The sequence below is a fragment of the Arthrobacter sp. V1I9 genome (assembly GCF_030817075.1).
In the GTDB taxonomy this organism is placed as follows: domain Bacteria; phylum Actinomycetota; class Actinomycetes; order Actinomycetales; family Micrococcaceae; genus Arthrobacter.
This window is the reverse complement of sequence record NZ_JAUSYU010000001.1, coordinates 3,259,235-3,284,789: the sequence shown is the minus strand read 5'-3', so window position 1 is coordinate 3,284,789 and position 25,555 is coordinate 3,259,235. Positions and strand designations below refer to the sequence as shown.

Below are 25,555 nucleotides of genomic sequence, written 5' to 3'. Positions count from 1 at the left end.
GGCGCGGTGCCCGGCCCCCGGTTGCCGGGGCCGCCGTCGTGCCCGGCGCACCCTCCTAGAGGTACCTCCCGGCATAGACACGCAGCGCGTCCCGAACGAAACCCGCTCCTGCTTCGCCACCGTAATTGGCGGCGAACCGCGCGTCGGAAACATACATGTCCGCCAGCCCCACCACATAGCTCCTGACGTCGCCGCCGCTCTCCGAAGCGGGAGTGCCGGGGATGGAAGTCAACCAGTCGACGTGGCGCCGGGCCAGGTCCTGCGCTTCGGGGCTGTCCGCGGCAAGTCCTGATGCCGAAGCGGCGATCCAGTCGCTGCCAAGCTTTTCGGCGCGGGTCTTCCACGCTTGTTTCTGCTCGGTCCCCATGCTGCGCCACCAGGCGTCGCTTTTGGCGTAGGCCTCCTTGCCCCAGCGTTCCTCCACCTCGTCCTTGTATTGGGTGTGGTCGAAGCCATCAAACATTTTTTCGGCCATCAGTTCGCCTCCTCCTTTTACTGCTGCGATTGTTTGCTGGACGGACAGAACCTGCCGGGCAAGCCGCTCCTGCTCCTGCCGGAGCCAGTCCAGGTGGCGGCTTAGTGCTATGACGGCGTCTGTCTGGTGTTCGAAGACCTCGGCGATGGCAGGCAGCCCCAGCCCGAGTCCCCTGAGCAGGAGGATCCGTTGCAGCTGCAGGAGGGCTGCGCCGTTGTAGTAGCGGTAGCCGTTACCCCCGACGCGGCTGGGTTTCAGCAGCCCGATGTCGTCGTAGTGGCGCAGGGCGCGGCTTGTTGTGCCTGCCATCCTGGCAACATCCTGGATGGACCAGTCCATCCCGCCTCCGCTTTGGTTGCTTCCATGCTCCGAGCGTAGGGGTTGACGCGGCGTCAAGGTCAAGCAGGTTTTCCGGGGTAACGCTTACGCAGTGGCCGGTTGCGTGGTGAGCGGGTACGGGCCTGGGCGACGAGGCGCGTGAAAGCGAAGATGAACACTGTTTCGATGAGGATCATCAGCGCCACGAGCAGCCACTGTTGCTCGGCAACAAAAACAACGCAGCCTGCCACTGCCAGCACGGTGCCGAGCACCAAGGCGTACACGGCAAATCCCACGGCGACGCGCGCGCTGCGGACTCCGGTCCGGAAACCGAAACCGTGGGGTTCGCCGCCGGGTTGCCCGGGGACACGGTCCGGCCCGGCAGGCGGGAGCGTGTCGAACTCCTCCCACGGGTCCTTCTCAGCGTCGTTGCCCGGAACCTTGTCCGGGTGCTGTCCGGTCATAGTCCAATTATCCCAGTACCTGACGGGAAAGGGGCAGCCGGATGGAAGACGGGAAAGGGGGAACCGGAAAGGGAGCCCGGCTGGCAGCCAGCGTTCCGGACTGGGTGCAAGGGGACACAAAACAGCGGCCCCTCCAACGGATTTTGGTGGGGCCGCTGCCGTGACGGGTTCCTCCTGCAGGAGCGGGAGGAAAGCCGAAGCCTTAGAGCGGGCGGATGTTTTCCGCCTGCGGGCCCTTGGGACCCTGGGTCACATCGAATTCAACCTTCTGGTTCTCATCGAGTGAGCGGTATCCGCTGCTGGAAATTGCGGAGTAGTGGGCGAAAACGTCAGCGGACCCGTCATCGGGGGCAATGAAGCCAAAACCCTTTTCGGCGTTGAACCATTTAACTGTGCCTGTTGCCATGGCTGCATTCCTTCGTGTGACTCTGATTCTCTCCCCGGGCCATCGGCCCGAAGTGCGCGGAGAACGTCCCCCGCAGTCCCCAACGTACGGGTCGGACGCCATCCTTGCAAGGGTATTGACAATAAAGTGTTGTCAGCGCATGCCCTCACGGCGGATTGCGGTGGCAATGGCAGCGGCCCTGGTGTCCACTCCGAGCTTGGCGTAGATGTGGGCCAGATGGGTCTTGACCGTGGCCTCGGAAATGAAGAGCCGCCGTCCGAGTTCCCGGTTGCTGAGGCCCTGCGTGAGGAGGCTGAGCAGTTCGGCTTCGCGTGGGGTCAGGATTTCGTCGGGGTTCCGCAGCTGTTGGAAAAGCCGGGACGCGACGGGCGCGCTCATCACGCTCTTGCCTTGGACGGCCCCGCGGATGGCCGCGAAGATCTCGTCAGGTGCTGCGTCCTTCAGGAGGTATCCCATGGCGCCGGCGTCCACTGCCCGCACAATGTCCGCATCGGAGTCGTACGTGGTGAACACCAGGATGGCCTGGCCTTGGTTGCGCTCGCGGATAAGCCGTATGGCCTCGATCCCGTCCATGCCCGCGCCCATGGCGAGGTCCATGACCACTACCCCGACGGAGTCGTGTTCCAGGCGTTGCAGGGCTTCCTCGCCTGAAGCTGCTTCTGCGACGACGGCGATGTCCGGCTGGGTGCCCAGCAGGGCACGGAGTCCGCTTCTCACCACCAGGTGGTCATCCACCAGCAGCACCGTGATGACGCTCATGCAGACTCTTCCGGCCCTGCGGGCAATTCAGGTACTTCCGGAGCGGGCAGCTGGGCGGCCACGATAGTCCCTTCGCCGGGTTCGCTTTCCACTGAGAAAGCGCCGCCCAGCTGCTCCACCCGCTGCCGCATAGCCCGCAGGCCGTACCCTCCGGCGTCTGACGGCGGCGCTGCCGCCGCGGGATCAAAGCCGGCGCCGTCGTCGTGGACATCGAGGGTGACGGTGTCCGGAAGGTAGCCAAAAGTCAGCATTGCGGTGGCGGCACCCGCGTGGAGCTTGATGTTTGATGCTGCACTTTGTACTACCCGCAGCAGGGCATGGCGGACTTCCGGTGGCACGGGCCGCGGTTCACCGGTGACCAGGAGCCTGGCGTTCGGGAGGTACTGCCGTGCGGCGAAAAGCAGCGCATCAGGCAACGGGGTTGCGTCCAGTCCGGGCGAGGCAAGGTCATGGACCAGGCTGCGGGTTTCGGACAGGTTGACCCGCAGCAAAGCGGTGGCCTGGGCGAGTTCGGCTTGGGCTGAAGGGGCCGGCCACGCCCTGCCGGCCGCTTCCAGCAGGAGCAGGCTGCTGGCCAGCCCCTGGGTCACGGTGTCGTGGATTTCCCGGGAAACGCGCTCCCGTTCGGCGATGGTTCCCGCCCGGCGTTCACTGGCCGCGAGCTGTCCCTGGGCGAGGGAGACTTCCGCATGCAGGCGGCGCTGTTCCGCGGCGTCGTGCTGGATTCTGTCATAGATCAAGGTCAGCATCACACCGACGGCGAGCGGGCCGAGGAGCATGGCAAGGTCGGTGCCGCTGCTCAGCCGGAACAGCCCTGCGGCGGTAGCAGCAGCGGTGGCTCCTGCTGCTGCATAAGCGGCCGCACCGCTCAGTGCACTGCGGCAGAGGAAGAAGAGCGCGAACGAGCACCAGGCAAAGCTCGGCGCCGCGATAACCAGGACCGCCCACACCGCAGCCAAAGTGAACACCCACGGCGTCCCCGGCTTCCCGCGTGACGCAAGGACGGCGACGATGAAGTACAGCAGGCAGGCGGCTGCAGCGAGGGCCAGGACCAGGACATTATCCGCGGGGCTGTGCCGCATCACGTAGCGGACCAGGGACGCCACCAGCAGGACTGCAAAGCCGAGATGCACTGCTGCGTCAATGGTGCCGAAGCGGGCGCCGGCATTTTTCGTGGACACGGTGGCTCCGTTTACAGCCGTCCCGGCCGGGCCGGTCCCGCCGGCAGCGGCAGGATCAGGGGCGGATGCGGCCTGGGCGGCGTTGGCTCGGGTAGGCATGGGAATTCCGGTTCCGGTGAGGAGTGCTGACCCCCAATGCTATTGCCCCGGCCCTTGCTCCGTCTCTCAACCTTTTGGCTGATACAGCTGGCTTATTGGCGCAGGGCGGTTCCGCCAAAGGCCCGATGGCAGGAACCCGGAGTCCCGGAAGGATTGGACCGTACGCCGTTCCCAACGCTTGTTTGGGGCTCCGAGCAAAGGAAACATCATGAAAAAGTCCACAAAAGTTTTTGCCGCCGCAGCCGCAGGCACACTCGCCCTCACCGCCGGTGTAACAGTTGCCGCGAATGCCGGCCCTGCTCCAACTGCCGTCCCTGCGGCCGAAATCCAGCCCGTTCCGGAGAACGTGGTGCAGCAGAACCGCGTCTCGGTGGGCGCCTCGGCCAGGGCAGTGCAGGCGGCGCTGGCCAAGTGCCAGGCTGACAAGCTGCCGTTCGTGACGGTGGCGCTGGTGGACCGCTTCGGAACGGTGCAGGCGCTCCTGCGCGGTGACAATGCGGCCGAGCACACCATCGAGGCAGCCCGGCAGAAGGCCTACACCGCTGCCGCCTTCGGCACCCCCCACCAGCGAGCTGGCCAAGCGGATCAACGGAACGGGCCCCAGCATCGCCGACCTCCCCGGCACCCTCTTCCTTGCCGGCGGCGTGCCGCTGAAGGTGAACGGGGTGTCGGCGGCGGGCATCGGCGTCGGCGGCGCTCCCGATGGTGCGCTTGATGAAGCCTGTGCTGCAGCCGGTGCGGAGGCCATCGCCGGTTCCGGTGCCGCTCAGTAGGCTGGGCGCATGAGGTGGTTCCGCGCCCTGTTGCTGGTCCTCTGCTTGTCCATGTCACTGACGGCGTGCCACGGTATGGGGGGCCCGGGGGAGCCGCGGACGGCGTCTCCTTCGGCGTCCGTCCTCACCAGCACCAACGCCGAACGGTCCGCCTCGGCTCCGGCATCACCCGCGCCTTCTTCCAAGCCGCCGGCACCTGCGGGCACGCGTCCTGCGCTCTCGACCGACGCGCAGGCACAGCTCGATCAGGAGCTGATAGCGGCCGCCAAGGCCAACAACGTGCCGTTGGTGAGGGAGCTGATTGCCCGCGGCGGCAACGTGAACGCCAAGGACGCCCTCCAGGATTCGGCTTTCCTGTATGCAGGCGCCGAAGGACTCAATGAGGTGCTTCGGCTGACGTTGGCCGCGGGGGCAGACGTCGCCAGCACCAACAGGTACGGCGGAACAGCCCTTATCCCGGCCAGCGAACACGGCCACGTGGAGACGGTGCAGATCCTGATCGACGCCGGAGTACCCGTCAACCACGTCAACAACCTCGGCTGGACTGCGATGCAGGAAGCCATCCTGCTGAACAACGGCGGACCCAGGCAGCAGGAAGTGGTCCGCCTGCTCCTGGCAGCGGGCGCCGATCCGGATATTCGGGATCCGGAGGGGCGGACGGCGTTGCAAAATGCCGAACGTCTGGGCTTCGCGGAGATCGCGGCCATGCTTCGCGGCCGGGGCTGACTACGCGGCGCCACTGAAACTCCCCACCTATTGCAAAAAAGTTCGACGGCACGCCGCACTTTTGGTGCGACGCGCCGCCGTCGTGCCTCAAAAGTGGGGAAACCCAGCGAGGGCTACACAGCCTCGAGGACGCTGACATAGTTGGCGATGCCCACGCCGCCCATGTTCTGGACTGCGGCGCGGCGGGGGTTGGCAAGCTGCATGCCGCCCGCGGTGCCCGTCAGTTGCATGGCGGCAATGACGTGCTGCGAGACTCCGGTCGCTCCCACCGGGTGGCCCTTTGCCTTCAGGCCGCCGGACACGTTCACGGGCAGCTTGCCGTCCCTGTACACCCAGCCTTCCTCGATGGCCTGGGCGCCCTGGCCCGGCCCGGTCAGGCCCATCGCCTCGTACATCAGCAGTTCGGCGATGGTGAAGCAGTCGTGGACCTCCGCGAAGTCCAGGCCCTCCAGCCCGACGCCGGCCATCTCCAGTGCACGCTGCCATGAAACCCGGGTGGCCTCGAAGGCAACCGGGTCCCGGCGGGAGGCGGGGAAGAAGTCGTTGGCGTGGCCAAAACCGGCAAGTCGCACCGGGGAAGTGGCACCACCCGTTGGGGAGGTTGACAGCACAACGGCGGCGGCGCCGTCGGACACGGGGGAGCAGTCGGTGCGGCGCAGGGGATCGGCCACCATGGGGTTCTTGTCCGAGACGGTGCGGCAGAACTCCTCGCCGAGGTCCTTACGAAGCTGGGCGTACGGATTGTCCACCCCGTTGCGGTGGTTCTTCGCGGCAATGCTGCCCAGGACGTCACCCAGGTTTCCGTCGCCATAACGCTTACCGTAGTGCTTGGCCACCTCGGCAAAGAGACCCGTAAAACCAGTGCTGGATGCCTAGCCTGCCATGTCGTAGTCCGCGCCCAGCAGGCCTGCTCCGACAACGTCGGCACCGGCGTGGGTCATCTTTTCCGCGCCGATCACCAGCACCGTTCTTGCCGTGCCCGCCAGCAGGGACTTCGTTCCCTGCTGGAATGCGGCGGAGCCGGAGGCGCAGGCGTTCTCCACCCGGGTGGCGGGAACGTTTGCCAGATCGGGGGAGACCTGCAGCGCCAGCGACGACGGGAATGCCAGCGGCATCATCCCCGAGTTGAACTGGCCGAGGTAGATCTCGTCGATCTGGCCAGGGTCTATGCCGGCATTGCTGATTGCCTCGGTGGCCACCTGGACGATGAGGGACTCCAGGGTCTCCTCCGTGAGCTTGCCGAAACGGCTGTGGCCCCAGCCGGTCAGGAGGACATCCTTGCCGAACTGTTCTTGCAGGCTCATGCCGGTGCCCCTTCCAGGGCGGCCGCTGCTGTGTCCTGCTCGTCCAGGGCAACGGTGAACTCTGCTTCCGTCTTTTCGCGGATCTCCTCAACGGTGACCCCGGGCGCCAGGCGGGTGAGCGTGAGCTGCCGCTCCCCTTCGCCGTTCCGTAGCAAGTCAAAGACGGCGAGGTCGCTGATGACCCGGTCCACCACCGAGAGGCCGGTCAGGGGCAGCGTGCATTGCCGCACAATCTTGGCGCTGCCGTCCTTGGCGTTGTGCTCGGTGAGGACTACTACGCGCGGGGTGCCAGCCACGAGGTCCATCGCGCCGCCCATTCCCTTGACCATCTTGCCGGGGATGGTCCAGTTGGCGAGGTCGCCGCTGCCGGAGACCTGCATGGCGCCCAGGATGGCAACCTTGACGTGTCCGCCCCGGATCATGCCGAAGGACGTGGCGGAGTCGAAGATGCTTCCGCCGGGCAGCACCGTGACGGTCTGCTTGCCGGCGTTGATGAGGTCGGCGTCTTCCTCGCCCTCGTAGGGAAAGGGGCCCATGCCCAGGAGGCCGTTTTCGCTTTGCAGCACCACCCGGACGCCCTCGGGCAGGTTGTTCGCCACCAGCGTGGGGATCCCGATGCCGAGGTTTACGTAGTCGCCGTCGTTCAGTTCTTCGGCCGCGATTGCAGCCATTTCGTCCCTGGTCCAGGCCATGGGGTTCTCCTTGGGTTGGTGTCGGTTAGGCCGGTACGGTTTCGGCAGTGCGGGAGGCGGCCGGCCGGACGGTGCGCTGCTCGATGTCCTTGACCCGCTCCGTCGCCTGGACCAGGCGCTGGACAAACACTCCCGGTGTGACAATGTGGTTCGGATCCAGCTGGCCCGGTTCCACAACAACCTCGGCTTCCGCGATGGTCAGCCGGCCGGCCGTGGCAACAACAGGGTTGAAGTTCCGGGCGGTGTAGCGGTAGATCAGGTTGCCGTCCGTGTCGGCGGTGTGCGCGTGAACCAGCGCGACGTCGGCCCGGATGGCGCGCTCGCGGACGTACGTTTCGCCGTCGAACACTTCGTGCGGCTTGCCTTCGGCAACCAGGGTGCCCACGCCGGTTTTCGTGTAAAACGCCGGGATTCCCGCGCCGCCGGCCCGGAGCCGCTCGGCAAGCGTGCCCTGTGGGGTGAACTCCACCTCCAGCCTGCCAGCGAGGTACTGCTCGGCGAAGAGCTTGTTTTCGCCGACATAACTGGCAATGACCTTGCGGACCTGACCCGCTTCAATAAGGATGCCCAGGCCCTTGCCGTCCACACCCATGTTGTTCGAGACCACCGTCAGGTCCTTGACCCCAGAATCACGGACGGCCTCGATCAGGTCCGCGGGGATGCCGCTGAGGCCGAATCCGCCGACGGCAAGTGTGATGCCGTCCCGCAATGCCCCCTCCAGGGCGGTGGCGGCTGAGGGCTGAAGTTTGGACATGGGGCCTCCTCGTTGAGATTCCCGCAGCGGTGGTCCATCTTGTGGACGCGGGGTCTGGAAATGGACACTACGGGCGGTTGAGAAGGGCTGTCAAGGCCGAATTCTGCCCGATTTCGGCGGTGTTCTATAGTGTGGACGGTGGGATTATTCATGTCCATAATGTGGATATCTAAGGAGTGAAATGACCAATTCGCCGGTCCAGGGCGCCCAGGTGGTCAGCCGCATCGCCGGGCTGCTCCGGCTCGTGGGACGCGGTGCCGAGGGGATGCCGTTGTCCGCGCTGGTGAAGGAATCGGGCCTGACCCGGCCCACAGTCCACCGGCTGCTCTCCTCCCTCGCGTCGGAAGGACTGCTGGATCACGATGCCGGCAGTGGCAACTGGGTGCTGGGCCCGGAGATGCTCCTCATGGGATCAGTGGCAGCTGCACGGTTTCCACTCGAAGACATTGCCCGGCCAAGCCTCCGCAGGCTTGCCGAGGCCACCGGCGAGAGCGCCTTTTTCTCGATCCGCCGGGGTTCGGAGACGGTGTGCCTGCTGCGCGAGGAGGGAAGCTTTCCGGTCCGTTCCTTTGTGCTGCACGAGGGCGTGCGCTTCCCGCTGGGTGTCGCCTCTGCGGGGACCGCGATCATGGCTTTCGTGCCCGAGGCCGAGCAGGAAGAGCTGCTGCGCGGCTGGGCGGAGCACGCGGGTGCTTTCGCCGCAGCGCACACACAAGAAGTTGTCCGGGCCAACCTGGCCCGGACCAGGCAGGCTGGCTACTCGGTGAACCCCGGGCTGGTACTGGAGGGCAGCTGGGGGATGGGCGCCGCCGTGTTTGACGCATCGGGTAAGCCCGCGTGGGCGCTTTCCCTCACGGGCATTGAGCCACGCTTCAAGCCCGAGCGGCAGGAAGAGCTGGGCACCCTCCTGATGGCCGAGGCGCACCGCATCACCCAGCAGTTGGGTGGGGACGGGAAAGGCCGGCGGGGCCGCTGAGTCTCCCCGGCTTTGCCCGGGAACGACGACGGCGCGCCGCCCTTTCGGTGCGACGCGCCGTCGTGCTCCCCGAAGGTGGGGATATTCAGCGCTTGAGGACTTGCCCCGCTACAGCCCGACGCGCGGTTCTTCAGGGCCCTCGTGCTTCCACCAGCCATCAAAGATGGTCACGGGGACGGTGCGCTTGTGCCGGGTCCGCAGGTACTTTTCTTCGATGAGCCCGGCCACGGATTCTGGAACGTCCCGGCCCTCCAGGTAGTCGTCGATCTGGTCGTAGCTCAGGCCCAGCTCATCCTCGTCGGTACGGCCCGGCCGGTCGTCCAGCAGGTCAGCCGTGGGCACCTTTTCCCAGACGCGGGCGGGCGCGCCGAGTTCGGCCAGCAGGGCGCGGTTCTGACGCTTGTTCAGGCCAAACAGCGGAAGGATGTCCGCACCGCCGTCGCCGTACTTGGTGAAAAAGCCGGTGACAGACTCAGCGCCGTGGTCCGTGCCGAGGACCAGGTAGTTGTGTTCGCCGGCAAGGGCATACTGGGCGATCATGCGGGTGCGTGCCTTGGTGTTGCCCTTATGGAAGTCGGAGATTTCCGAGCCCACCGTTTTTTCGAACTCGTCCTCGAAGCCGTCCACGGCGGCGGAGATGTTGAACGTCCATTCGGTCTTGGGCTGGATGAAGTCCAGGGCAGCCTGGGCGTCCTCCTCGTCGTGCTGGACGCCATAGGGCAGCCGCACGGCCACGAAGTTTGCATCCACGCCCTCGGCCTCAAGTTCCTCGACGGCCAGCTGGGCCAGCTTTCCGGCCAGGGACGAGTCCAGGCCGCCTGAAATGCCCAGGACAAAGCCCTTGGTGTGGGTGGCTTTCAGGTAGTCCTTCAGGAATGTGACGCGCTTGCGCACCTCCCCGGCGGGGTCGATCCGGGGCTGGACGCCCATTTCTTCAATGATCCTGGCCTGGAGTTCGCGCATGTTGTCCAGCCTAGCTGTATTAACCACAGAGGTTAGTGACGATCGGCGTGGTGCGGTGACATGAAGAAGACCTCCGAGTGGAGTGGGGCTTGTCTAGAGTCCAATTCCACAAACGGAGGTCTTCAATGTCCCACCCTAATGCTTTCCTGGCCCGCAGGGGACGGATTGAGCTGGCAAAGTGCATTGTCGAGGAGGGTTGGTCGTTACGCCGGGCCGCAGAGCGTTTTCAGGTCTCCGTCCCGACCGCGGCGCGCTGGGCCAGCCGCTACCGGGAGCTGGGCGAAGAGGGGATGGAGGACCTCTCCAGCCGTCCGTCCCGGTCTCCGCGCCGCACTCCTGTCCGGCGGGAACGACGGATCATCGCGCTGCGGGTCAACCGCCGCTGGGGGCCGGCGAGGATCGGTTACCTGCTTGGCATCCACCCCTCCACCGTGCACCGGGTCCTCTCCCGGTTCCGGCTTGCCCGGCTGTCATGGCTGGATCGGGCCACCAGCAGGGTGATCCGCCGCTACGAGCACCAGAACCCCGGGGACCTGGTCCACGTGGACATCAAGAAACTCGGCCGGATCCCTGACGGCGGCGGACACCGCGTGACCGGCCGGGCCGCGGGGAACCGGAACAAGACCGGCACCACTGCCAACCGCAGGCCCGGCTACGCCTACCTGCATAACGCGGTCGATGACCACTCCCGCTTTGCCTACACCGAGATCCTCGCCGACGAGAAGAAGGAGACCGCCGCCGGCTTCTGGGAACGGGCAAACGCAGCGTTCAACGCCGCCGGGATCACGGTGATCCGGGTCCTGACCGACAACGGCTCCTGCTACCGCTCCCACGCCTTTGCCGAAGCTCTCGGTGTTGGCATCAAGCACAAACGCACACGCCCCTACCGGCCCCAGACCAACGGGAAAGTCGAGCGGTTCAACCGCACCATGCTTGATGAATGGGCCTACGCGAAGCCCTACGCATCAGAGGCCGAGCGTGTTGCCGCTTTTCCGGCCTGGCTGCACCACTACAATCACACCCGGGGCCACACCTCACTGAAGGGTCAACCACCCGCCAGCCGTGTCACCAACCTCCGTGGGTAATACACCTAGCCATCAGTGTCAACCGGCCTCAAGCATCCGCACCGGCCCGCCCCCACTAAACTGGAGTCCATGACTTCCCCCAGTGACACTGCAGTAGACACTGCAGCCGCCCGCGCCCGCCTGCTGGAACTGATCAAGGAACTCGCCGTGGTCCGCGGCAAGGTAATCCTGTCCAGCGGAGCGGAAGCCGATTACTACATCGACCTTCGCCGCATCACCCTGCACCACGAGGCGTCCAAGCTCGTGGGCCAGGTAATGCTGGCCCTGGCGGACGACGCCGGAATCGACTTTGAGTGCGCGGGCGGCCTCACCATGGGAGCTGACCCCGTGGGTACCGCCGTGATGCATGCTGCGGTGGACGCCGGCCGGACGGTTGACGCGTTTGTGGTCCGCAAGGCCCAGAAGTCCTACGGCATGGGCCGCCAGGTGGAGGGCCCGTCCGTGGAGGGCCGCAAGGTCCTGGTTCTTGAGGACACCTCCACTACCGGCGGTTCGGCGCTGACCGCAGTAGAGGGAGTCCGGAAGGCCGGCGGCAACGTGGTCGCCGTCGCCGTTATTGTCGACCGGAACACCGGGGCCAAGGAAAAGATCGAAGCGGAGACGGGGGTTCCCTACCTGTTCGCGTTCGGCAAGGACGAGCTCGGGCTGGCTTAGCCCCGTTTTGCCCAGGCAGCCGGGGCGGGCGTGGCCCGGCTGCCTAATTTCGTTCAGGCTTTTTGTTGGTCCGGGACGCGGCGGTGCCCTATCATTTGGTATCCCCTCGAGTACCCCGTACGGAGAACGTGCACAATGCTGCCCCCTGAAGAACCCTTGAGCGCCACGGACCAGATCCAGAACCTCATCCTGGAAAGTGCCGATTTCGAGGGCTTCCTGAACGAATTGGCGCGGTTCTCCGCACATCAGGTGGCCGGCGACGGCGAGGACGCGCTTTGCGGCATTACGTTGCTCCGCGACCGCAAGGCCGCCACCATCGGCTGGAGCAGCGACTCAGCCCGCGAAGTAGACGAAATCCAGTATTCCTTGTCGCAGGGCCCTTGCCTCACCGCCGCCCAGGAGCACCGCGAAGTCCACGTTCCTGACTTGTTGGAGGAAGACCGCTGGGGACCGGACTACGCGTCCGCGGTGGCCTCGCACGGCCTGCGGTCTGTACTCTCGCTGCCGTTCAACCTGCAGGGCGACGCCAAAGCAGCACTGAACCTCTACTCCGACGTCCCGTTCAAGTTCGACGAACGCGCCACGGCCAAGGCCCGGGGCTATACGAGGGAAATTTCGCAGGCACTCAGGCTGGCGGTGCGGTTCTCGCTTCATACGGACAGCGCCGCGAATCTCCGGGCAACCCTGGAATCCAGGACCATCATCGACATCGCCATCGGCATAGTGATGGCACAGAACAGGTGCAGCCAGGAGGCGGCGGTCAGCATCCTCACCGAGGCCTCCAGCAACAGCAACACCAAGCTGCGGGATATCGCCAAGTCCTTGGTGGACTCCGTTGGGGGCGTGGGTACGCGGACGCACTACCAGGAACCGGGGCAGCGCCAGGCCGACCAAACCGCGTAACTAACGGGTTGTGCCCAGCTCCTGCTGGAGGTTACGCTTACCAAGGTTGAGCCGTCGGCCATAGACACCCTCTTTTGGAGTACCTATGGACCGCGCACTAGATGCCCTCGTTAACCTCGATGTCCCCGCGGACATTGTCCGCATTGACGTCCGGGGGAGCCTCAACCATGACTCTCGCCCCGGTCTTGTCCAAATCATCCGCCGTATCAGGAGGATGGGGATCCGTTCCCACATCCGGGTTGAGCTTTCCCGCGCTGCCATGGTCGAGTCCGCGGCCCTCGCAGGCCTTCGAAGTGACCTCAACGCCATCGACGCCGGCAGTCTGCCGGGGATTTACGGCTCCGGGGTGTCCCTTGACCTCTCTCCTGCGGGCGACGACTGGGCTGCAGCGCCTGCCCCCGCCGGACAACCGCTGACGATCCTCGACGGCTTTTCCCTCAGCAGCGCCGCAGACATGGACGCCCTTGGTTACGCGTCTGCTTTTCCTGGCGAAGCAGAAGCAGAGGTCCCGCTGCTGGACCTCACCGGGTTCGAGGTGCTCTGCGGCCGGGCGCTGCAGGACTACTCGGATGAGGAACTGCTGCTTGCCAGCGACACCCTCTTCACCCTTTTGGATAACCCGGCCGCTTTCCCGGGATCGGACCTGCTGGGCCGGTACGACGACATCGGCCAGGAGATGCTGCGCCGCCAGCAGGACGCTTCAGCGCCCTGCCCGGCCACGGAAGGACAGGCTGCCAGCTGAGCACGCCCCGTTGACCGGGTGTCACTGAAAGGTTACCGGCGGCTCCTTGCGGCGGCGTCTTCCAGTGTGCCTACGGTAGGGGTGTGCCATACGAGGGGGAAGTAAATCCGCAGGACCGGCGCGGGGCTTCCGGAGCCCGGCTGCTGCAGGACGCCGCTGCCCTTAAACAGTTTTCCCGCCGGGGATTCCTCTCGGGGGCAGGGGTGTCCGGCCTGCTGGCCGCGGACATGCTGCTCACCCGCCAGGTGCAGTCCGCCCGCCAGACGAACCGGATCCTTCCACTTGCCGACGACTTCGCTGATGCGTACTATCCGGACGCCAGTTGGTTCCTGTTCCCCGGCTATAAAACCAGCTGGGAGGAGGCGCAGTGGATCCTGAACTCCCTCCGGGGCACGCTTAACAAGCGCGCGCGGCTCGCCGCCGTCGGCTATTCCAACCTGGGCCTGAACATCGATGAGGTGGTCATCGCCGTGATTGAGCACGTCCGCGCCCAGAAGCTCACCAAGCTGTTCTTCTACGGGCACAGCTTCGGCGGAATGGTGGCCACCCAGGTGGCGGCCCGGCTGCTGGAACTCCATGGTGTGGAAGCGGAGTTCATCGTGCTGGACTCCAGCCCGTACAGCAAGCACGACGTCCTGGACCAGAGCTGGTTCGACGGTGTGGTGTTCCTCTACGAGCGCGGTTTCCGGCTTCCGTCCACCCTCCGCGGCGGGTACGAACTCGGGGAGCGCGTCATCCATAAGGACGAACGGAGCTGGCGGCAGATCCTTGACCAGACGCTCGAGCAGCTGTCACCGATCGCGCCTTCCAGCCTGCTCGTCCAGTCCGAGTCCGCCTACATCTACCATTTTGACGGTACCCGGTTCGCGGACAGGATAGGGGGCGCCAAAATGGCCTACATCGGCAACCGGCGGGACCCCACTGTCCGCTATCAAACGGCCGTTGAAGCGTGGTCGGTGGCGTTCAAGGCAAACATGGTGTCCAGCGGGCTCCAGACCGAAGGCGCCGCCCCTGCCCATGCCAGCCCGGGCTGGAATCCCAACATCTACCGGCCGCTCCTGGACGAGCTTTTGGATGAGAACTTCCCGCTGCCCCGGGGCGGATCCCGGGTGACCGTCTTCTAGCCGGGCCTAAATCTGGTTTTTCAGGTCCGCCACGGAGTTCAGGACCTGGTTGGGACGGAAGGGATATGAACCGATCTCCTCGCGCTGCGTGATGCCGCTCAAGACCAGGACCGTGTGCAGCCCTGCCTCCATGCCGGCGATGATGTCCGTGTCCATCCGGTCACCGATCATTGCCGTGGTCTCGGAGTGCGCGTCAATCTGGTTCATGGCGGAGCGGAACATCATCGGGTTGGGCTTGCCCACGATGTACGGCTCCCGGCCGGTAGCCTTGCTGATCAACGCGGCGATGGCGCCGGTGGCCGGCATGGGCCCGTCCTTTGAAGGGCCAGTGGCGTCAGGGTTCGTGGCGATGAAGCGTGCCCCGGCAAGGATCAGGCGGATTGCCATGGTGATGGCTTCGAACGAGTACGTTCGCGTCTCGCCGAGCACCACAAAATCAGGGTCCTGGTCGGTGAGGATAAACCCGGCCTCGTGCAGGGCCGTCGTCAGTCCTGCCTCGCCGATGGTGTAGGCGCGGTTCCCTGATCCTGAACCCTCCACCTGGTTCTTGAGGAACTGGGCGGTGGCCAGGGCTGAGGTCCAGATGTTCTCCTCGGGAACTTCCAGCCCGGAGGCCCGCAGCCGCGCGGCGAGGTCGCGTGGGGTGAAAATCGAGTTGTTGGTGAGCACCAGGAAACGCTTTGACGTGTCCACCCAGCGCTGAATGAGCTCCGCCGCACCGGGCACGGCCTGGTTCTCGTGGACCAGGACGCCGTCCATGTCCGTCAGCCAGCATTCGATGTCCTGGCTGCTGCGGTGAACCGCCGGGTTCCCTTTGACCTTGTCCGCTTCTGCCATGCCTACCTCCGCCGGTGATGAAAGCCCGAAAGGTCCAGTCTAGTGTTGAGGTGTGAATCAAACCCCCGGTATGACGTCCGAACCCCAACCTGAGCCGGAGCAGCCCGGGGAGGCACCTGCCGGCGAGGTTCCGGGCGAAAAGCCGGAAGTCGGCGTCGGGCCCTGGGAAGGCGAGTTGCCGGAAGGCGACCACTGGGACCCCGATCTCCTCGCGGACGGCGACCGCCGCAATGTGCTGGACAAATACCGGTACTGGAAGCACGAGGCGATCGTGGCGGAGCTGGACTCCAGGCGCCACAACTTCCACGTCGCCATCGAAAACTGGCAGCACGATCTCAACATCGGCACGGTGGTGCGCACTGCCAATGCGTTCCTCGCCAAGGAGGTTCACATCATCGGACGACGGCGGTGGAACCGCCGGGGCGCCATGGTCACCGACCGCTACCAGCACGTCCGCCACCACCCCACCGTTGAGGACTTCGTGGCTTGGGCGCAGGGGGAGGGGCTCGCGATCATCGGGATCGACATCTTCCCGGACTCCGTACCGCTGGAAACCTACGAACTGCCCAAGGACTGCGTGCTGGTATTCGGCCAGGAAGGCCCCGGGCTGACGCCCGAAGTCCATGAGGCGGCCCTCGCCACCCTGTCCATCGAGCAGTTCGGCTCCACCAGGTCCATCAACGCGGCCTCGGCAGCGGCCATTGCCATGCACGCCTGGGTGCGCCGGCACGTGTTCAACCAGCACGTGTAGCAGCCGGTGCGGGGCGTAACCCACAGCACTCCCCGCGCGGAAATGGCTAGGATGGTGCTAGCCGTAAGCGGTACTCCAGGGCTACCAGCCCACAGACGAACCTCAGCATAGGAGTCAGCATGCCCATTGCAACCCCAGAGATCTACTCCGAGATGATCGACCGCGCAAAGGCGGGCGGCTTCGCATTCCCGGCCGTGAACGTTACGTCCTCCCAGACGCTGAACGCTGCCCTGCGCGGCTTCGCCGACGCTGAGTCTGACGGCATCATCCAGGTTTCCACCGGCGGCGCGGCCTACTGGTCCGGCGCCTCCACCAAGGACATGGTTGCCGGCTCCCTGGGCTTCGCAGCTTTCGCCCGCGAAGTTGCCAAGAACTACAACGTCAACATCGCCCTGCACACGGACCACTGCCCCAAGGATAAGCTGGACGGTTTTGTGCTGCCCCTGCTCGCAGCGTCCGAGGCTGAGGTCAAGGCCGGCCGCAACCCGCTGTTCAACTCCCACATGTGGGACGGCTCCGCCGAGACCCTGCAGGAAAACCTGCGCATCGCCCGCGAACTGCTCGAGCGCACCGCTGCCGCCAAGATGATCCTTGAGGTTGAAATCGGCACGGTCGGCGGCGAGGAAGACGGCGTTGAGAACGAGATCAACGAGAAGCTCTACACCACGGTCGAAGACGCGCTGGCCACCATCGAAGCGCTGGGATCCGGCGAGAACGGCCGCTACATCACCGCCCTGACCTTCGGCAACGTCCACGGCGTCTACAAGCCCGGTGGCGTAAAGCTGCGCCCGGAGATCCTCAAGGACATCCAGGCACAGGTGGGCGCGAAGATTGGCAAGGACAGCCCGTTCGACCTCGTCTTCCACGGCGGCTCCGGCTCCTCGGACCAGGAAATCGCGGACGCCGTCTCCTACGGAACCATCAAGATGAACATCGACACCGACACCCAGTACGCTTACACGCGTCCCGTGGCCGATCACATGTTCCGCAACTACGACGGCGTCCTGAAGGTTGACGGCGAAGTGGGCAACAAGAAGACCTACGATCCCCGCGTGTGGGGCGCATCGGCTGAAGCCGGACTGGCCGCCCGTGTGGTCGAAGCCACCAAGCAGCTCGGTTCCGCGGGAAGGACCTTCTAGGAATGTCCGACGAGTTCCGCAGAAACCTGATGGGCCCCGAGCCCACGCTCCTGCCTGCCGAGACCGAGGTCTACCAGCAGCTGGAAGCCGGCAAGGAAGCCCTGGACCTGGTGGAGAAACACCCAACCTCCTCACTGCTGTGGGCTGTGCTCGCGGAAGAGGCCTGGGCCGAGGGGCGGACCATCGATTCCTACGCCTACTCCCGGGTGGGCTACCACCGCGGACTGGACTCGCTGCGCCGCAACGGCTGGCGGGGTGTGGGGCCCATTCCCTGGGAGCATGAGCCCAACCGCGGCTTCCTGCGGGCGCTGTATTCCCTCGGCCGCGCATCTGCCGCGATCGGCGAAGCGGAGGAGCCGGAGCGGATCGAAAAGTTCCTGAACGACTCAGACCCCGGGGCGAAAGCAGCTATCGAAGGCTGACCTGCGGGTTAAAGTTCGACGGCGGCCGGTCACCTTTTTCAAAAAGGTGACCGGCCGCCGTCGTTCTCTGGAGTTTTTGGACAGATACGACGACTTCAAACGCGTCGAAGTCCGGGTATTTGTCCAAAAATTCTGGGGGTCAGACTGCTTTCTGGAGCCCTGTCCGTGCCATGGCGTCGGCGTAGGCGACACGCATGTCCTCGAGGTACTCCTCCTGGCGCGCAGGCGAACCGGCGAAGGCGCGGCCGCTGAGGGAGCGCACCTTGTAAGTCTTCAGGCCGCGGCGCCACAGCAGCGGCACTTCGGTTTTGAGCAGCAGGTTGGCCAGTCGGTTGGCTTCAGTGCCGTGTGCCACGATAACCGAGGCGCGCGGAACCAGTGCCAGGAACTTGAGCAGCGGCTTGAGGCCGGCGGAGATCTGGTCCGGAGTGAACTTCCCGTTTGGCTCTCCGGCAACGTGCCAGGGGTGGACGTTCCAGGGCATCACGAACTCCGGACGCAGCCCCAGCTTCCACTGGATGCCAAGCATCCGGGTGGCAGCGTCGTGGTCCCCGGGGGTGATGAAACCGGACGGGTCGGCCTCGCCGATGTTGGAGTACAGGCTGATGATCCGGCACTCGTCGACGTCGTGCATGGGGTCCACGTAGGGCACTACAGTGCCGGGTTTTGCCTCCTGCAGGGAATCGCACAGTTCGTTCACGGCTGCAACATTGGGTTCGTAGCGGCGGCTCAGGAGCTGCTCATGGAAAGATTCGGGTGCCAGGGCTGTCATGTAGTGCTGGATCTCCTGCGGGGATTGGTGTTGCTGCCACCTCGGAAAATGGGCGCACGGTGGCGCACACATATCCGCGATGGTTGAAATGGGGTGGACCGATTCCTGGTCGGCCTTCACCAGTTTAGCAAGCCCCGCAAAACGAAACGCCGGTCCCGCGCACCCGATTCAAGCGGGGCACGGCACCGGCGGGTCCGGCGTTACGCTATTTCCGGCTACCAGAGCCGCTTGCTGGCCCGGCGTGCGCCCTCGCCCAGTGCTTCCAGCTTGGCGAACGCAATCTGGGGGTGGACCCTGCCGCCGAGGCCGCAGTCGGTAGAAGCGATGACGCTCTCGCGGCCCACCGCTTCTGCGAACCGGACAATCCGGTCGGCCACCAGGTCCGGATGCTCCACCACATTGGTGGCATGGGAAACGACGCCCGGGATGATGACCTTGCCCTCAGGAAGCTTGGTGTCCTCCCAGACCCGCCATTCGTGTTCGTGCCGCACGTTTGCAGCTTCAAAGGAGTAACCGCCGGCGTTGATCTGGAGCATGGTCTCCACCAGGTCCGCCAGCGGAAGGTCCGTGGTGTGCGGGCCGTGCCAGGAGCCCCAACAGAGGTGGAAGCGGACCTGCTCCTCGGGAAGGCCTCGGAGGGCGTAGTTCAGTGCCTCCACGCGGATCTGCGTGAACTTGAGGTAGTCCGCGACGTTGGGTTCGGGGCTGATCTGGTCCCAGTTCTCGGCGATGGAGGGATCATCGATCTGCAGGATCAGGCCGGCGTCGATGATGGCCTTGTACTCTTCGCGGAGCGCGTCGGCACAGGCGTAGATGTACTCCTCCTCCGTGGCGTAGTACTCGTTCGTGATGCGGGAGGCGCTGCCGGGGGAGAGCGCTGCAACAAAGCCGTCCGTGAGTCCGGTGGCCGCCAGCCCGGCCTTCAGGTTGGCGATGTCGGAGGCGACGGCGTCCTGGCCGGTATAGACGAGCGGGCCGGTGACCTTCGGGAACGGCTTGGGGCCACCCGTGAAGATGCCGCTGGTGGGATCGTTGTAGGCCTCGGAAAAGATGGTGCGGTCGCGGCGGTGGATGAAGCCGGTCAGCTGGACGTGGCCCGGGGTGGATTCCTTCGGTTCGACCGCCCACTTGGCGTCATTGTCCAGCTCCAGGCCGCCCATCCGGGCAAAGGAGTAGGACCACCAGGCGCCGTAGTCCACGGACGCGGACATGGCGTGCCCGTACTCGCCGTCGTTCGGGATATCGACGCCCAGGCTTTGCTGGCGCTGGACCAGGTCCACTACGGACGCGGTGAGGAGTTCGTTGTAGCCCTCGACGTCGGCAGGGTTTTCCTCGCGTGCGGCATTGGCGGCGATCAGCTCAACGGTGCGGGGCAAGGAACCTGCGTGGGTGACGCGGATATGGTCTGTGTTCAAGGTCATGCTGAAATTTCCTTTCCATCGGTCCTGGCAGTAGCACCTTCACAGGCAGGACGTCCCTGCACTTGGGGGTTGCTGCGGCGTCAGCGATCCAGGTCTCTCGGCCGCTCCGGATGGTTCACTCTCACCTAAATCCAGATGGCTCCCCGGGAGCAAATCCGCTTCGGTTTGTTTCGCAACAGGCAGGGCGCCGAAGCCACGCTTTCGAAACGTAATAACTGCATGTGTATTCCTGTTATATCCATTGACAGCTTTCGCTGAGGTTGGTTGGCTTTTGTCACAGCCCGCGATGGGGGACATGGCGGGCTGGCACACCTATGCACTCGAAAGAGGTACCGCACCGTGAAAAAAACCCTGGCAACCTTCAGGACCCTGGCAGTTACCGGAGCCCTGGCCCTGGCCGTAGTGGCAGCGCCCGCCCCTGCCATCGCTGTGGGCGAAGGCCCCAACTATGACGGCAACGGCCAGATCACCACATCCAAGCTGGCCTCCTATGACCAGATGGTTTCCTTCCTCAAGGACCAGGACACCAAGCAGCCGGCCATGGAGCTGGAGGTTATCGGGCAGACCGTGAAAGGCCGGGACATCCACCTGGTCAAGTACATCTCGGATCCGGCCAAGCCCACCATCCTGTACCTGACCCAGCAGCACGGCAACGAACAGCTCACCACCGAAGGTGCGCTGGAATTCGTCAAGCACCTGGGCACCGGAAAGTCCGGGAATGTCCTGGACGGCGTGAACATCCTGATTGTGCCCATGCTCAACGCAGACGGTGCCATGGGGGACGTGAACTTCCCGCTGGACGACTACCTGGCCAAGGGCGACCGCAATATGACCCGGTACAACGCCGAAGAGGTGGACCTTAACCGGGACCATGTGGCCAAGATCCAGCCGGAAACCCAGGCGCTGCACAACAACGTGATGCGCAAGTACAAGATCGACTACATGATCGACCTGCACCACCAGGGCACCCGCAGCCAGCGTGACGGCGAACTTGTGTCCGGGTCCATCCTGTACCCCACCACCCCCAACGCCAATCCCGCCGTTGTTGAAAAGTCCAAGCAGTTGGGCGCCGTTGTTTTCAACAGCGTCGACTCCACAGGCTGGGGCCACCTCGGCAAGTATGTGGGGGGCAGCGCCGAAACCATCAGCCGCAACGGCATCGCCGTCGAGTACGGCATCTCGACGTTGCTGTTTGAAATGCGCGGCATGTCCGACCACTACCTGGATGGCTACGCCCTGGGGCTCCGAAGCAACGGCTACCTGATCAAGCAGACGGTCACTACCCTGACCGCCACCGCCGCTGCCATCGCTGACGGATCAATTGCCGACGCCGACACCTCCTTCTGGGACAACCTGGCCACCCAGACCTCCCGCCCGGCCGGGGAAACCGACGACGAATAGCATCCGCTGACAGCCCGCCGCGGTCCTTCACCCGTGCAGGGTCCTTTACCCTGCAAGAAGGGCCGCGGCGGCCCAACGAGTGGACAAAGTAGCTGATCGGCTAAACTTGGGTGGTAAGAGCCCCGGAACTCTTGCGTCGCTGTGCTGCCCCGCAGACCAGCGAAGGCCGGTCCATTCGGGGCATTCTGATGAACGGCGTTGCGCCAGGCCTGCCACATCGTGGCGGAGGCCCGGGCAGCCCGAACGAATGGGGGAGGATCCCATGCCAGCAATTGTGATCGTAGGAGCCCAATGGGGCGACGAAGGAAAAGGCAAGGCGACCGACCTGCTGGGCGGCCGTGTTGACTACGTCGTCAAGCCCAACGGCGGCAACAACGCCGGGCACACCGTCGTCGTAGGCGGTGAAAAATACGAACTCAAGCTGCTTCCGGCAGGCATCCTCAGCCCCAATGCGGTACCTATCATCGGCAACGGCTGCGTGGTCAACCTCGAGGCACTCTTCCAGGAGATCGAAGGCCTTCAGGCCCGCGGCGCCGACACCTCAAAGCTTCGCGTCTCAGCGAATGCCCACCTTGTCGCTCCGTACCACCAGGTGCTGGACAAGGTGACAGAGCGTTTCCTCGGCAGCCGCGCCATCGGAACCACCGGGCGCGGCATCGGCCCTGCGTACATGGATAAGGTGGCCCGCCTGGGCATCCGGGTCCAGGACGTCTTTGACGAGTCAATCCTCCGCCAGAAGGTGGAAGGTTCGCTGCGGCAGAAGAATGAACTCCTGGTCAAGGTCTACAACCGCCGCGGCGTGCTGGTGGACGAGATCGTGGAGTACTTCCTGTCCTTTGCCGAACGGCTCCGCCCCCTGGTCATCGACAGCACCCTGGTTCTGAACACTGCCCTGGACGAGGGCAAGGTTGTCCTGATGGAAGGCGGCCAGGCAACATTCTTGGACGTGGACCACGGAACCTACCCGTTCGTCACCTCTTCCAACCCCACCGCCGGCGGTGCGTCCGTGGGTTCGGGCATTGGACCCACCCGCATCTCGCGCTCCATCGGCATCATCAAGGCCTACACCACACGCGTCGGCGCCGGCCCGTTCCCCACAGAACTGTTCGACGACATGGGCCTGTACCTGCAGAAGACCGGCGGTGAATTCGGCGTCAACACCGGCAGGCCGCGCCGCTGCGGCTGGTACGATGCCGTCCTGGCCCGCCACGCCTCCCGCGTCAACGGCTTCACGGACTACTTCGTCACCAAGCTGGACGTGCTCACCGGCATCGAGCAGATCCCCGTTTGTGTGGCCTATGACGTGGACGGTGTGCGCCACGACGAGATGCCCATGACACAGACCGAGTTCCACCACGCTGTTCCGATCTTCGAATACTTCGAGGGCTGGACCGAGGACATCACCGGTGCGCGGACCTTGGCGGACCTGCCGGAGAACGCACGCAATTACGTCCTGGCCTTGGAGAAGCTGTCCGGCACGCGCTTCTCCGCAATCGGTGTGGGCCCGGACCGCGACCAGACCATCGTGGTGAACGACCTCATCAACGACTGACGCTGACGGAACTACAACGGCGGCGGGCCACCTTGCGAAAGTGGCCCGCCGCTGCTGTTTGGCCGGGTCTTTGCAATTTACACAGGGTTTACCCGGCAGCCCTTGCCAGGCCGCGGGCGCAACCGCGAGACTCTTTGATACACCCGGTGACCGGTTCACCGAACCACAGCCGCTGAACAGGGCCAGCCATGTGCCCGGTCAGTCGGGCGCCGACGCCGCCGCCCACGGACCCACAGGCAGGACGGGACCCGCAGAACGGAAGGATTCGTTATGGCCGGAAAGTTCGAAGCATTTGTTGATCAAGAATCGTTTTTCAGGTTCCGGCTGCTGGCGCCGGATGGCGCAGTGATGGCCGTCTCCGGCCCCTTCGAGGACAAAGCCGCCCTTGCTGCCGGAATTGCCGCTGTCCGGGAGTGCGCCGGCACCGGGCTGGTCACCGACCTTTGCCCTGCCGGTGCTGTTGCACGTCCGGCACCCGCGGGGGCTCCTGTGTTGGCGCCGGCGGCCGCGCCGGCTGACTGCGAGGACCGGCGCACTCCCGCCGGACACACGTTCGTTTTAGCGAAAGGACCACGCAGGCAGGGAACCAAGCCCCGCTGGACCACGGCGATAGCCCGTTGAAGGCACCGCCAAAAAGTTTTTGAAGTTTTTTCCCGCATGGCGTAACCCTTGATGCGCCTGCAGCGATTACCCCTATGTAGCGCCGGTCTGGAACTTGTCCCCCATCACGTTCCAGGCCGGCACTTTCTCTTTCCTGTCGCGGAAACAGTTGGTCCGGCCAGCCGCGACGCATGTGTGGCGGGCGCGGGCATCGGTTACTGAGCGGTAAAGTGATGCAGGGAAAAGGCGTTCCGGGAACTGGAATCCAGCCTTCCCTTCACTTGACCCCCTCTCTGACTGAAAGCGCTACGTCCGTGACTGATGCACTGACAGATGGGACCCTGCGGGAACAAGCCGCCGGGGCGTCCGCCTTCAGCGTTGTTTATCGGACCTATGCATCACAGGTCCTGGGTTATCTCACCGCCCGGGGAGTCGAAGATCCGGAGGCGGCCATGCAGGAAGTGTTCCTCTCCGTTCTGCCCCGGCTCGACACTGTCCATGGAGGTGCCGCAGGACTCCGTACGTTTATTTTTTCCGTGGCCCACGCGCGGATTGTTGACGACCATCGACGCCAAAGCCGTACGCCTGCCAAGCTGCCTTTTGAGCCCGCTCTGGACCACCGGGAAGACTCGTCGGCCGAGGCGGAAGCCCTCCAGCGCATTTCGCCACGCGAGGTCCTGAATCTGCTGGACGGGTTGCCGCAGGATCAGCGCGAGGTCCTGGCCCTACGCCTCGTTGCCGGACACACCGTTGAGCAGACAGCTGCAGCCATGGGCAGGACCCCCGGCGCCGTGAAGCAACTTCAGCGGCGTGCGCTGGGGAAACTCCGCGAACTTTCGGCAGTGAAGGAGTACCTGCGGCCATGACCCACGCTGATCACCTGCCGGACACGGTGGAGGAAATGCTCCTCGACGCCGGGCAAGTGCAGGACTCCGAGCTGCGCGCTGCCCTTCTTGTGCTGGGATCGTTGGCGTCGCTGCCGACACCGGCCCCGTCCGGGAAACTGGCCGCGCTGCTGACGGAATCAGAGGACGGGTCCGCCGGCAATGCGGATGACGCCGGCGGTATATCGGACAGCGGGCCCGGGGACGAACTCGCGAAGCGCCGGCGGCTCCGGGCACACCGGCCCACTGTGGTCGGCCTCGCCCTGATAGCCGGGATGGGACTTGGCGTGTCCGGGGTAGCCGCCAGTGCTCCGGTCCCCGGACACTCCGGCCCCTTTATCCAGCACTTGCTTGAAGACTGGGCTCCCGCCTGGACTCTTCTTGTGACGGACGCCCTTGAGACCGTGCTGCCGCCGGATACCCTGGACGGACACGTCCCGGATGCAACGGTGCAGGGTGAACCGCAACCGGGCGTCAGTGAAGAAAACGCCACTGGTGGTGGATTACCTGCGATCGCTCCCGCCGCGGAGGACCGCTTTGACACGCTCCGCGTCCCGGAAGCCCCGGTACCGAACACGCAAGGGCAGCCGGCGCACGGGAACGCCGAGGCACAACGAGGCGGCGGGCAGGGCCCGGCCTCGGATTCAGGGAAGAGCGACGCCGGAGCTGCGGAACGGGAAAGCCCGGGCGCTTCTGCCGGGCTCCCGGAGCAGGCAGCGGCCCAGGCCGCCGGCGCCCGGCGCGACTCGAAGCACGCGGCTCCAGCGGTCCCCGGGGCACGGGTGGATTCGGGGACGGAAGCTATCAGGCAGGGTGCAGATGCTGCCGCCGGAGCGGCCGTCAAGGCTCTGCCCGGGACGAAATCGCTGCAGAGGCTCACCCCTGAACCGCCACGATGACGTCGTTCACCCGGCCTGCCTTTCCGGCCACGTAGGCTAGGCGCATGGGGCACAAAAATGATCCTGCCGTCGTCGAACGACTGATGCGGACCAAAGGGCGGTGGGCCATCGTTGGCCTAACCACCAATGAATGGCGGGCCGCTTACGATACGTCGCTTTTCGTCCGCGACCGCCTGGGGATGGAGATCATCCCGGTCAACCTCCCGGGCGAGCCGGTGCACGGGGAAACCGGCTACCGTAGCCTGGGCGACATCCCCGCTGAGAAGCATCCCATCGACGTCGTTGACTGCTTTGTGAACTCCCAAAAGGTGGGGGACGTGGTGGATCAGGCGATCGCCGTCGGGGCGAAAGCGGTGTGGCTCCAGCTGGGGGTCATCGACGAGGCTGCGGCCGAGCGGGCCAAGGCCGCCGGGCTGGACGTCGTGATGGACACCTGCCCCGCCCAGCAGGCCTGGAAATACAACCTCTGACTGGCCCGC

The 25,555-nt window shown here is 65.0% G+C and carries 27 protein-coding genes, 2 pseudogenes and 1 riboswitch; of the genes and pseudogenes, 17 read left to right on the top strand and 12 right to left on the bottom strand.

Translation table 11 applies throughout. The features are described 5' to 3' along the window. Nucleotides 1–55 precede the first annotated feature (55 nt). From QFZ70_RS15285 to QFZ70_RS15265, 5 genes are all read right to left on the bottom strand, one after another. Entirely contained in the window at nucleotides 56–814 is a 759-nt protein-coding gene (locus QFZ70_RS15285) for a TipAS antibiotic-recognition domain-containing protein (RefSeq protein WP_307096814.1), read from the bottom strand. A 59-nt stretch (nucleotides 815–873) separates the two neighbouring features. Next, nucleotides 874–1,257: a hypothetical protein gene (locus tag QFZ70_RS15280; protein ID WP_307096812.1), complete on the bottom strand. Its 384-nt coding sequence runs from the start codon at nucleotides 1,255–1,257 to the stop codon at nucleotides 874–876. 202 nt (nucleotides 1,258–1,459) lie between these two features. Continuing rightward, on the bottom strand, nucleotides 1,460–1,663 hold the full coding sequence (locus tag QFZ70_RS15275; protein ID WP_069950491.1) for a cold-shock protein: 204 nt from the start codon (nucleotides 1,661–1,663) through the stop codon (nucleotides 1,460–1,462). Between the two features lie 132 nt (nucleotides 1,664–1,795). Next, complete coding sequence (locus QFZ70_RS15270) at nucleotides 1,796–2,422, bottom strand: response regulator transcription factor (protein WP_307096810.1); 627 nt, start codon at nucleotides 2,420–2,422, stop codon at nucleotides 1,796–1,798. After that, nucleotides 2,419–3,702, bottom strand: coding sequence for a sensor histidine kinase (locus QFZ70_RS15265; RefSeq protein WP_307096808.1), 1,284 nt, complete (start codon nucleotides 3,700–3,702; stop codon nucleotides 2,419–2,421). The genes QFZ70_RS15270 and QFZ70_RS15265 overlap by 4 nt, the downstream gene beginning before the upstream one ends. Before the next feature lie 208 nt (nucleotides 3,703–3,910). On the opposite strand from QFZ70_RS15265, the pseudogene QFZ70_RS15260 reads away from it, so the two are divergent. Beyond that, nucleotides 3,911–4,475: pseudogene (locus QFZ70_RS15260) on the top strand (heme-binding protein). A gap of 9 nt (nucleotides 4,476–4,484) precedes the next feature. Continuing rightward, entirely contained in the window at nucleotides 4,485–5,201 is a 717-nt protein-coding gene (locus QFZ70_RS15255; protein ID WP_307096806.1) for an ankyrin repeat domain-containing protein, read from the top strand. A gap of 113 nt (nucleotides 5,202–5,314) precedes the next feature. Here the strand turns inward: QFZ70_RS15255 and QFZ70_RS15250 are convergent. The 3 genes and pseudogenes from QFZ70_RS15250 to QFZ70_RS15240 form a co-directional block, all read right to left on the bottom strand. Beyond that, nucleotides 5,315–6,505, bottom strand: a pseudogene (locus tag QFZ70_RS15250) (acetyl-CoA acetyltransferase). Further along, complete coding sequence (locus tag QFZ70_RS15245; RefSeq protein ID WP_307096804.1) at nucleotides 6,502–7,197, bottom strand: CoA transferase subunit B; 696 nt, start codon at nucleotides 7,195–7,197, stop codon at nucleotides 6,502–6,504. The pseudogene QFZ70_RS15250 and the gene QFZ70_RS15245 overlap by 4 nt, the downstream one beginning before the upstream one ends. Nucleotides 7,198–7,222: 25 nt before the next feature. After that, complete coding sequence (locus QFZ70_RS15240; protein ID WP_307096803.1) at nucleotides 7,223–7,951, bottom strand: CoA transferase subunit A; 729 nt, start codon at nucleotides 7,949–7,951, stop codon at nucleotides 7,223–7,225. A 181-nt stretch (nucleotides 7,952–8,132) separates the two neighbouring features. Here QFZ70_RS15240 and QFZ70_RS15235 point away from each other — a divergent pair, with 181 nt between their 5' ends. Continuing rightward, the gene (locus tag QFZ70_RS15235) at nucleotides 8,133–8,927 is read left to right on the top strand and encodes an IclR family transcriptional regulator (RefSeq protein WP_307096802.1); all 795 of its coding nucleotides are present in this window, start codon (nucleotides 8,133–8,135) and stop codon (nucleotides 8,925–8,927) included. A 108-nt stretch (nucleotides 8,928–9,035) separates the two neighbouring features. Here QFZ70_RS15235 and nadE read toward each other — a convergent pair whose 3' ends face one another. Then, on the bottom strand, nucleotides 9,036–9,890 hold the full coding sequence (gene nadE, locus QFZ70_RS15230; protein WP_307096800.1) for an ammonia-dependent NAD(+) synthetase: 855 nt from the start codon (nucleotides 9,888–9,890) through the stop codon (nucleotides 9,036–9,038). A gap of 125 nt (nucleotides 9,891–10,015) precedes the next feature. Here nadE and QFZ70_RS15225 point away from each other — a divergent pair, with 125 nt between their 5' ends. The 5 genes from QFZ70_RS15225 (at nucleotide 10,016) to QFZ70_RS15205 (ending at nucleotide 14,398) form a co-directional block, all read left to right on the top strand. After that, entirely contained in the window at nucleotides 10,016–10,975 is a 960-nt protein-coding gene (locus QFZ70_RS15225) for an IS481 family transposase (protein WP_307093758.1), read from the top strand. A 69-nt stretch (nucleotides 10,976–11,044) separates the two neighbouring features. Further along, the gene (gene pyrE / locus QFZ70_RS15220) at nucleotides 11,045–11,629 is read left to right on the top strand and encodes an orotate phosphoribosyltransferase (RefSeq protein WP_307096798.1); all 585 of its coding nucleotides are present in this window, start codon (nucleotides 11,045–11,047) and stop codon (nucleotides 11,627–11,629) included. A 135-nt stretch (nucleotides 11,630–11,764) separates the two neighbouring features. After that, nucleotides 11,765–12,532 (top strand): GAF and ANTAR domain-containing protein, encoded by a 768-nt coding sequence (locus tag QFZ70_RS15215; RefSeq protein WP_307096797.1) that lies wholly within the window; start codon nucleotides 11,765–11,767, stop codon nucleotides 12,530–12,532. An 85-nt stretch (nucleotides 12,533–12,617) separates the two neighbouring features. Beyond that, nucleotides 12,618–13,274 carry a hypothetical protein gene (locus QFZ70_RS15210; protein ID WP_307096795.1) on the top strand — a complete coding sequence of 219 codons (657 nt, stop codon included), beginning with the start codon at nucleotides 12,618–12,620 and terminating at the stop codon, nucleotides 13,272–13,274. A gap of 83 nt (nucleotides 13,275–13,357) precedes the next feature. After that, complete coding sequence (locus QFZ70_RS15205) at nucleotides 13,358–14,398, top strand: alpha/beta fold hydrolase (RefSeq protein ID WP_307096793.1); 1,041 nt, start codon at nucleotides 13,358–13,360, stop codon at nucleotides 14,396–14,398. Between the two features lie 6 nt (nucleotides 14,399–14,404). On the opposite strand, the gene QFZ70_RS15200 is transcribed toward QFZ70_RS15205, so the two are convergent. Beyond that, nucleotides 14,405–15,235, bottom strand: a complete 831-nt coding sequence (locus tag QFZ70_RS15200; protein WP_307096792.1) for an HAD-IIA family hydrolase — start codon at nucleotides 15,233–15,235, stop codon at nucleotides 14,405–14,407. Nucleotides 15,236–15,305: 70 nt separating this feature from the next. Here QFZ70_RS15200 and QFZ70_RS15195 point away from each other — a divergent pair, with 70 nt between their 5' ends. The 3 genes from QFZ70_RS15195 (at nucleotide 15,306) to QFZ70_RS15185 (ending at nucleotide 17,547) form a co-directional block, all read left to right on the top strand. Next, entirely contained in the window at nucleotides 15,306–15,986 is a 681-nt protein-coding gene (locus QFZ70_RS15195; RefSeq protein ID WP_373461685.1) for a TrmH family RNA methyltransferase, read from the top strand. Between the two features lie 119 nt (nucleotides 15,987–16,105). Continuing rightward, the gene (gene fbaA, locus QFZ70_RS15190) at nucleotides 16,106–17,125 is read left to right on the top strand and encodes a class II fructose-bisphosphate aldolase (RefSeq protein WP_307096788.1); all 1,020 of its coding nucleotides are present in this window, start codon (nucleotides 16,106–16,108) and stop codon (nucleotides 17,123–17,125) included. Nucleotides 17,126–17,127: 2 nt separating this feature from the next. After that, nucleotides 17,128–17,547: a DUF3151 domain-containing protein gene (locus tag QFZ70_RS15185; protein WP_307096786.1), complete on the top strand. Its 420-nt coding sequence runs from the start codon at nucleotides 17,128–17,130 to the stop codon at nucleotides 17,545–17,547. A gap of 139 nt (nucleotides 17,548–17,686) precedes the next feature. On the opposite strand, the gene QFZ70_RS15180 is transcribed toward QFZ70_RS15185, so the two are convergent. After that, nucleotides 17,687–18,319 carry a uracil-DNA glycosylase gene (locus QFZ70_RS15180; RefSeq protein ID WP_307096784.1) on the bottom strand — a complete coding sequence of 211 codons (633 nt, stop codon included), beginning with the start codon at nucleotides 18,317–18,319 and terminating at the stop codon, nucleotides 17,687–17,689. Between the two features lie 215 nt (nucleotides 18,320–18,534). Next, nucleotides 18,535–19,740 carry a cobalamin-independent methionine synthase II family protein gene (locus tag QFZ70_RS15175; RefSeq protein ID WP_307096782.1) on the bottom strand — a complete coding sequence of 402 codons (1,206 nt, stop codon included), beginning with the start codon at nucleotides 19,738–19,740 and terminating at the stop codon, nucleotides 18,535–18,537. Nucleotides 19,741–19,752: 12 nt separating this feature from the next. Continuing rightward, a riboswitch (SAM riboswitch) is annotated at nucleotides 19,753–19,857 on the bottom strand. Nucleotides 19,858–20,079: 222 nt separating this feature from the next. Here QFZ70_RS15175 and QFZ70_RS15170 point away from each other — a divergent pair. The 6 genes from QFZ70_RS15170 to QFZ70_RS15145 all read left to right on the top strand — a co-directional run bounded on the left by QFZ70_RS15170 (nucleotide 20,080) and on the right by QFZ70_RS15145 (nucleotide 25,546). After that, entirely contained in the window at nucleotides 20,080–21,141 is a 1,062-nt protein-coding gene (locus QFZ70_RS15170) for a M14 family zinc carboxypeptidase (RefSeq protein ID WP_307096780.1), read from the top strand. Between the two features lie 262 nt (nucleotides 21,142–21,403). Further along, nucleotides 21,404–22,693 carry an adenylosuccinate synthase gene (locus QFZ70_RS15165; protein ID WP_307096779.1) on the top strand — a complete coding sequence of 430 codons (1,290 nt, stop codon included), beginning with the start codon at nucleotides 21,404–21,406 and terminating at the stop codon, nucleotides 22,691–22,693. Between the two features lie 270 nt (nucleotides 22,694–22,963). After that, complete coding sequence (locus tag QFZ70_RS15160) at nucleotides 22,964–23,314, top strand: DUF1508 domain-containing protein (protein WP_307096777.1); 351 nt, start codon at nucleotides 22,964–22,966, stop codon at nucleotides 23,312–23,314. Between the two features lie 293 nt (nucleotides 23,315–23,607). Then, nucleotides 23,608–24,159: an RNA polymerase sigma factor gene (locus QFZ70_RS15155; RefSeq protein ID WP_307096775.1), complete on the top strand. Its 552-nt coding sequence runs from the start codon at nucleotides 23,608–23,610 to the stop codon at nucleotides 24,157–24,159. Then, nucleotides 24,156–25,076: a hypothetical protein gene (locus QFZ70_RS15150; protein WP_307096774.1), complete on the top strand. Its 921-nt coding sequence runs from the start codon at nucleotides 24,156–24,158 to the stop codon at nucleotides 25,074–25,076. Before QFZ70_RS15155 ends, QFZ70_RS15150 begins: the two co-directional genes overlap by 4 nt. Before the next feature lie 44 nt (nucleotides 25,077–25,120). Further along, the gene (locus tag QFZ70_RS15145; RefSeq protein WP_307096772.1) at nucleotides 25,121–25,546 is read left to right on the top strand and encodes a CoA-binding protein; all 426 of its coding nucleotides are present in this window, start codon (nucleotides 25,121–25,123) and stop codon (nucleotides 25,544–25,546) included. Nucleotides 25,547–25,555 lie beyond the last annotated feature (9 nt).

What these genes read in the sequence shown, in the direction of transcription:
- QFZ70_RS15285 (WP_307096814.1), bottom strand. Translation starts at nt 814, where the DNA reads ATGGACTGGTCCATCCAGGATGTTGCCAGGATGGCAGGCACAACAAGC.
- QFZ70_RS15280 (WP_307096812.1), bottom strand. Translation starts at nt 1,257, where the DNA reads ATGACCGGACAGCACCCGGACAAGGTTCCGGGCAACGACGCTGAGAAG.
- QFZ70_RS15275 (WP_069950491.1), bottom strand. Translation starts at nt 1,663, where the DNA reads ATGGCAACAGGCACAGTTAAATGGTTCAACGCCGAAAAGGGTTTTGGC.
- QFZ70_RS15270 (WP_307096810.1), bottom strand. Translation starts at nt 2,422, where the DNA reads ATGAGCGTCATCACGGTGCTGCTGGTGGATGACCACCTGGTGGTGAGA.
- QFZ70_RS15265 (WP_307096808.1), bottom strand. Translation starts at nt 3,702, where the DNA reads ATGCCTACCCGAGCCAACGCCGCCCAGGCCGCATCCGCCCCTGATCCT.
- QFZ70_RS15255 (WP_307096806.1), top strand. Translation starts at nt 4,485, where the DNA reads ATGAGGTGGTTCCGCGCCCTGTTGCTGGTCCTCTGCTTGTCCATGTCA.
- QFZ70_RS15245 (WP_307096804.1), bottom strand. Translation starts at nt 7,197, where the DNA reads ATGGCCTGGACCAGGGACGAAATGGCTGCAATCGCGGCCGAAGAACTG.
- QFZ70_RS15240 (WP_307096803.1), bottom strand. Translation starts at nt 7,951, where the DNA reads ATGTCCAAACTTCAGCCCTCAGCCGCCACCGCCCTGGAGGGGGCATTG.
- QFZ70_RS15235 (WP_307096802.1), top strand. Translation starts at nt 8,133, where the DNA reads ATGACCAATTCGCCGGTCCAGGGCGCCCAGGTGGTCAGCCGCATCGCC.
- nadE (WP_307096800.1), bottom strand. Translation starts at nt 9,890, where the DNA reads ATGCGCGAACTCCAGGCCAGGATCATTGAAGAAATGGGCGTCCAGCCC.
- QFZ70_RS15225 (WP_307093758.1), top strand. Translation starts at nt 10,016, where the DNA reads ATGTCCCACCCTAATGCTTTCCTGGCCCGCAGGGGACGGATTGAGCTG.
- pyrE (WP_307096798.1), top strand. Translation starts at nt 11,045, where the DNA reads ATGACTTCCCCCAGTGACACTGCAGTAGACACTGCAGCCGCCCGCGCC.
- QFZ70_RS15215 (WP_307096797.1), top strand. Translation starts at nt 11,765, where the DNA reads ATGCTGCCCCCTGAAGAACCCTTGAGCGCCACGGACCAGATCCAGAAC.
- QFZ70_RS15210 (WP_307096795.1), top strand. Translation starts at nt 12,618, where the DNA reads ATGGACCGCGCACTAGATGCCCTCGTTAACCTCGATGTCCCCGCGGAC.
- QFZ70_RS15200 (WP_307096792.1), bottom strand. Translation starts at nt 15,235, where the DNA reads ATGGCAGAAGCGGACAAGGTCAAAGGGAACCCGGCGGTTCACCGCAGC.
- QFZ70_RS15195 (WP_373461685.1), top strand. Translation starts at nt 15,306, where the DNA reads ATGACGTCCGAACCCCAACCTGAGCCGGAGCAGCCCGGGGAGGCACCT.
- fbaA (WP_307096788.1), top strand. Translation starts at nt 16,106, where the DNA reads ATGCCCATTGCAACCCCAGAGATCTACTCCGAGATGATCGACCGCGCA.
- QFZ70_RS15185 (WP_307096786.1), top strand. Translation starts at nt 17,128, where the DNA reads ATGTCCGACGAGTTCCGCAGAAACCTGATGGGCCCCGAGCCCACGCTC.
- QFZ70_RS15180 (WP_307096784.1), bottom strand. Translation starts at nt 18,319, where the DNA reads ATGACAGCCCTGGCACCCGAATCTTTCCATGAGCAGCTCCTGAGCCGC.
- QFZ70_RS15175 (WP_307096782.1), bottom strand. Translation starts at nt 19,740, where the DNA reads ATGACCTTGAACACAGACCATATCCGCGTCACCCACGCAGGTTCCTTG.
- QFZ70_RS15165 (WP_307096779.1), top strand. Translation starts at nt 21,404, where the DNA reads ATGCCAGCAATTGTGATCGTAGGAGCCCAATGGGGCGACGAAGGAAAA.
- QFZ70_RS15160 (WP_307096777.1), top strand. Translation starts at nt 22,964, where the DNA reads ATGGCCGGAAAGTTCGAAGCATTTGTTGATCAAGAATCGTTTTTCAGG.
- QFZ70_RS15150 (WP_307096774.1), top strand. Translation starts at nt 24,156, where the DNA reads ATGACCCACGCTGATCACCTGCCGGACACGGTGGAGGAAATGCTCCTC.
- QFZ70_RS15145 (WP_307096772.1), top strand. Translation starts at nt 25,121, where the DNA reads ATGGGGCACAAAAATGATCCTGCCGTCGTCGAACGACTGATGCGGACC.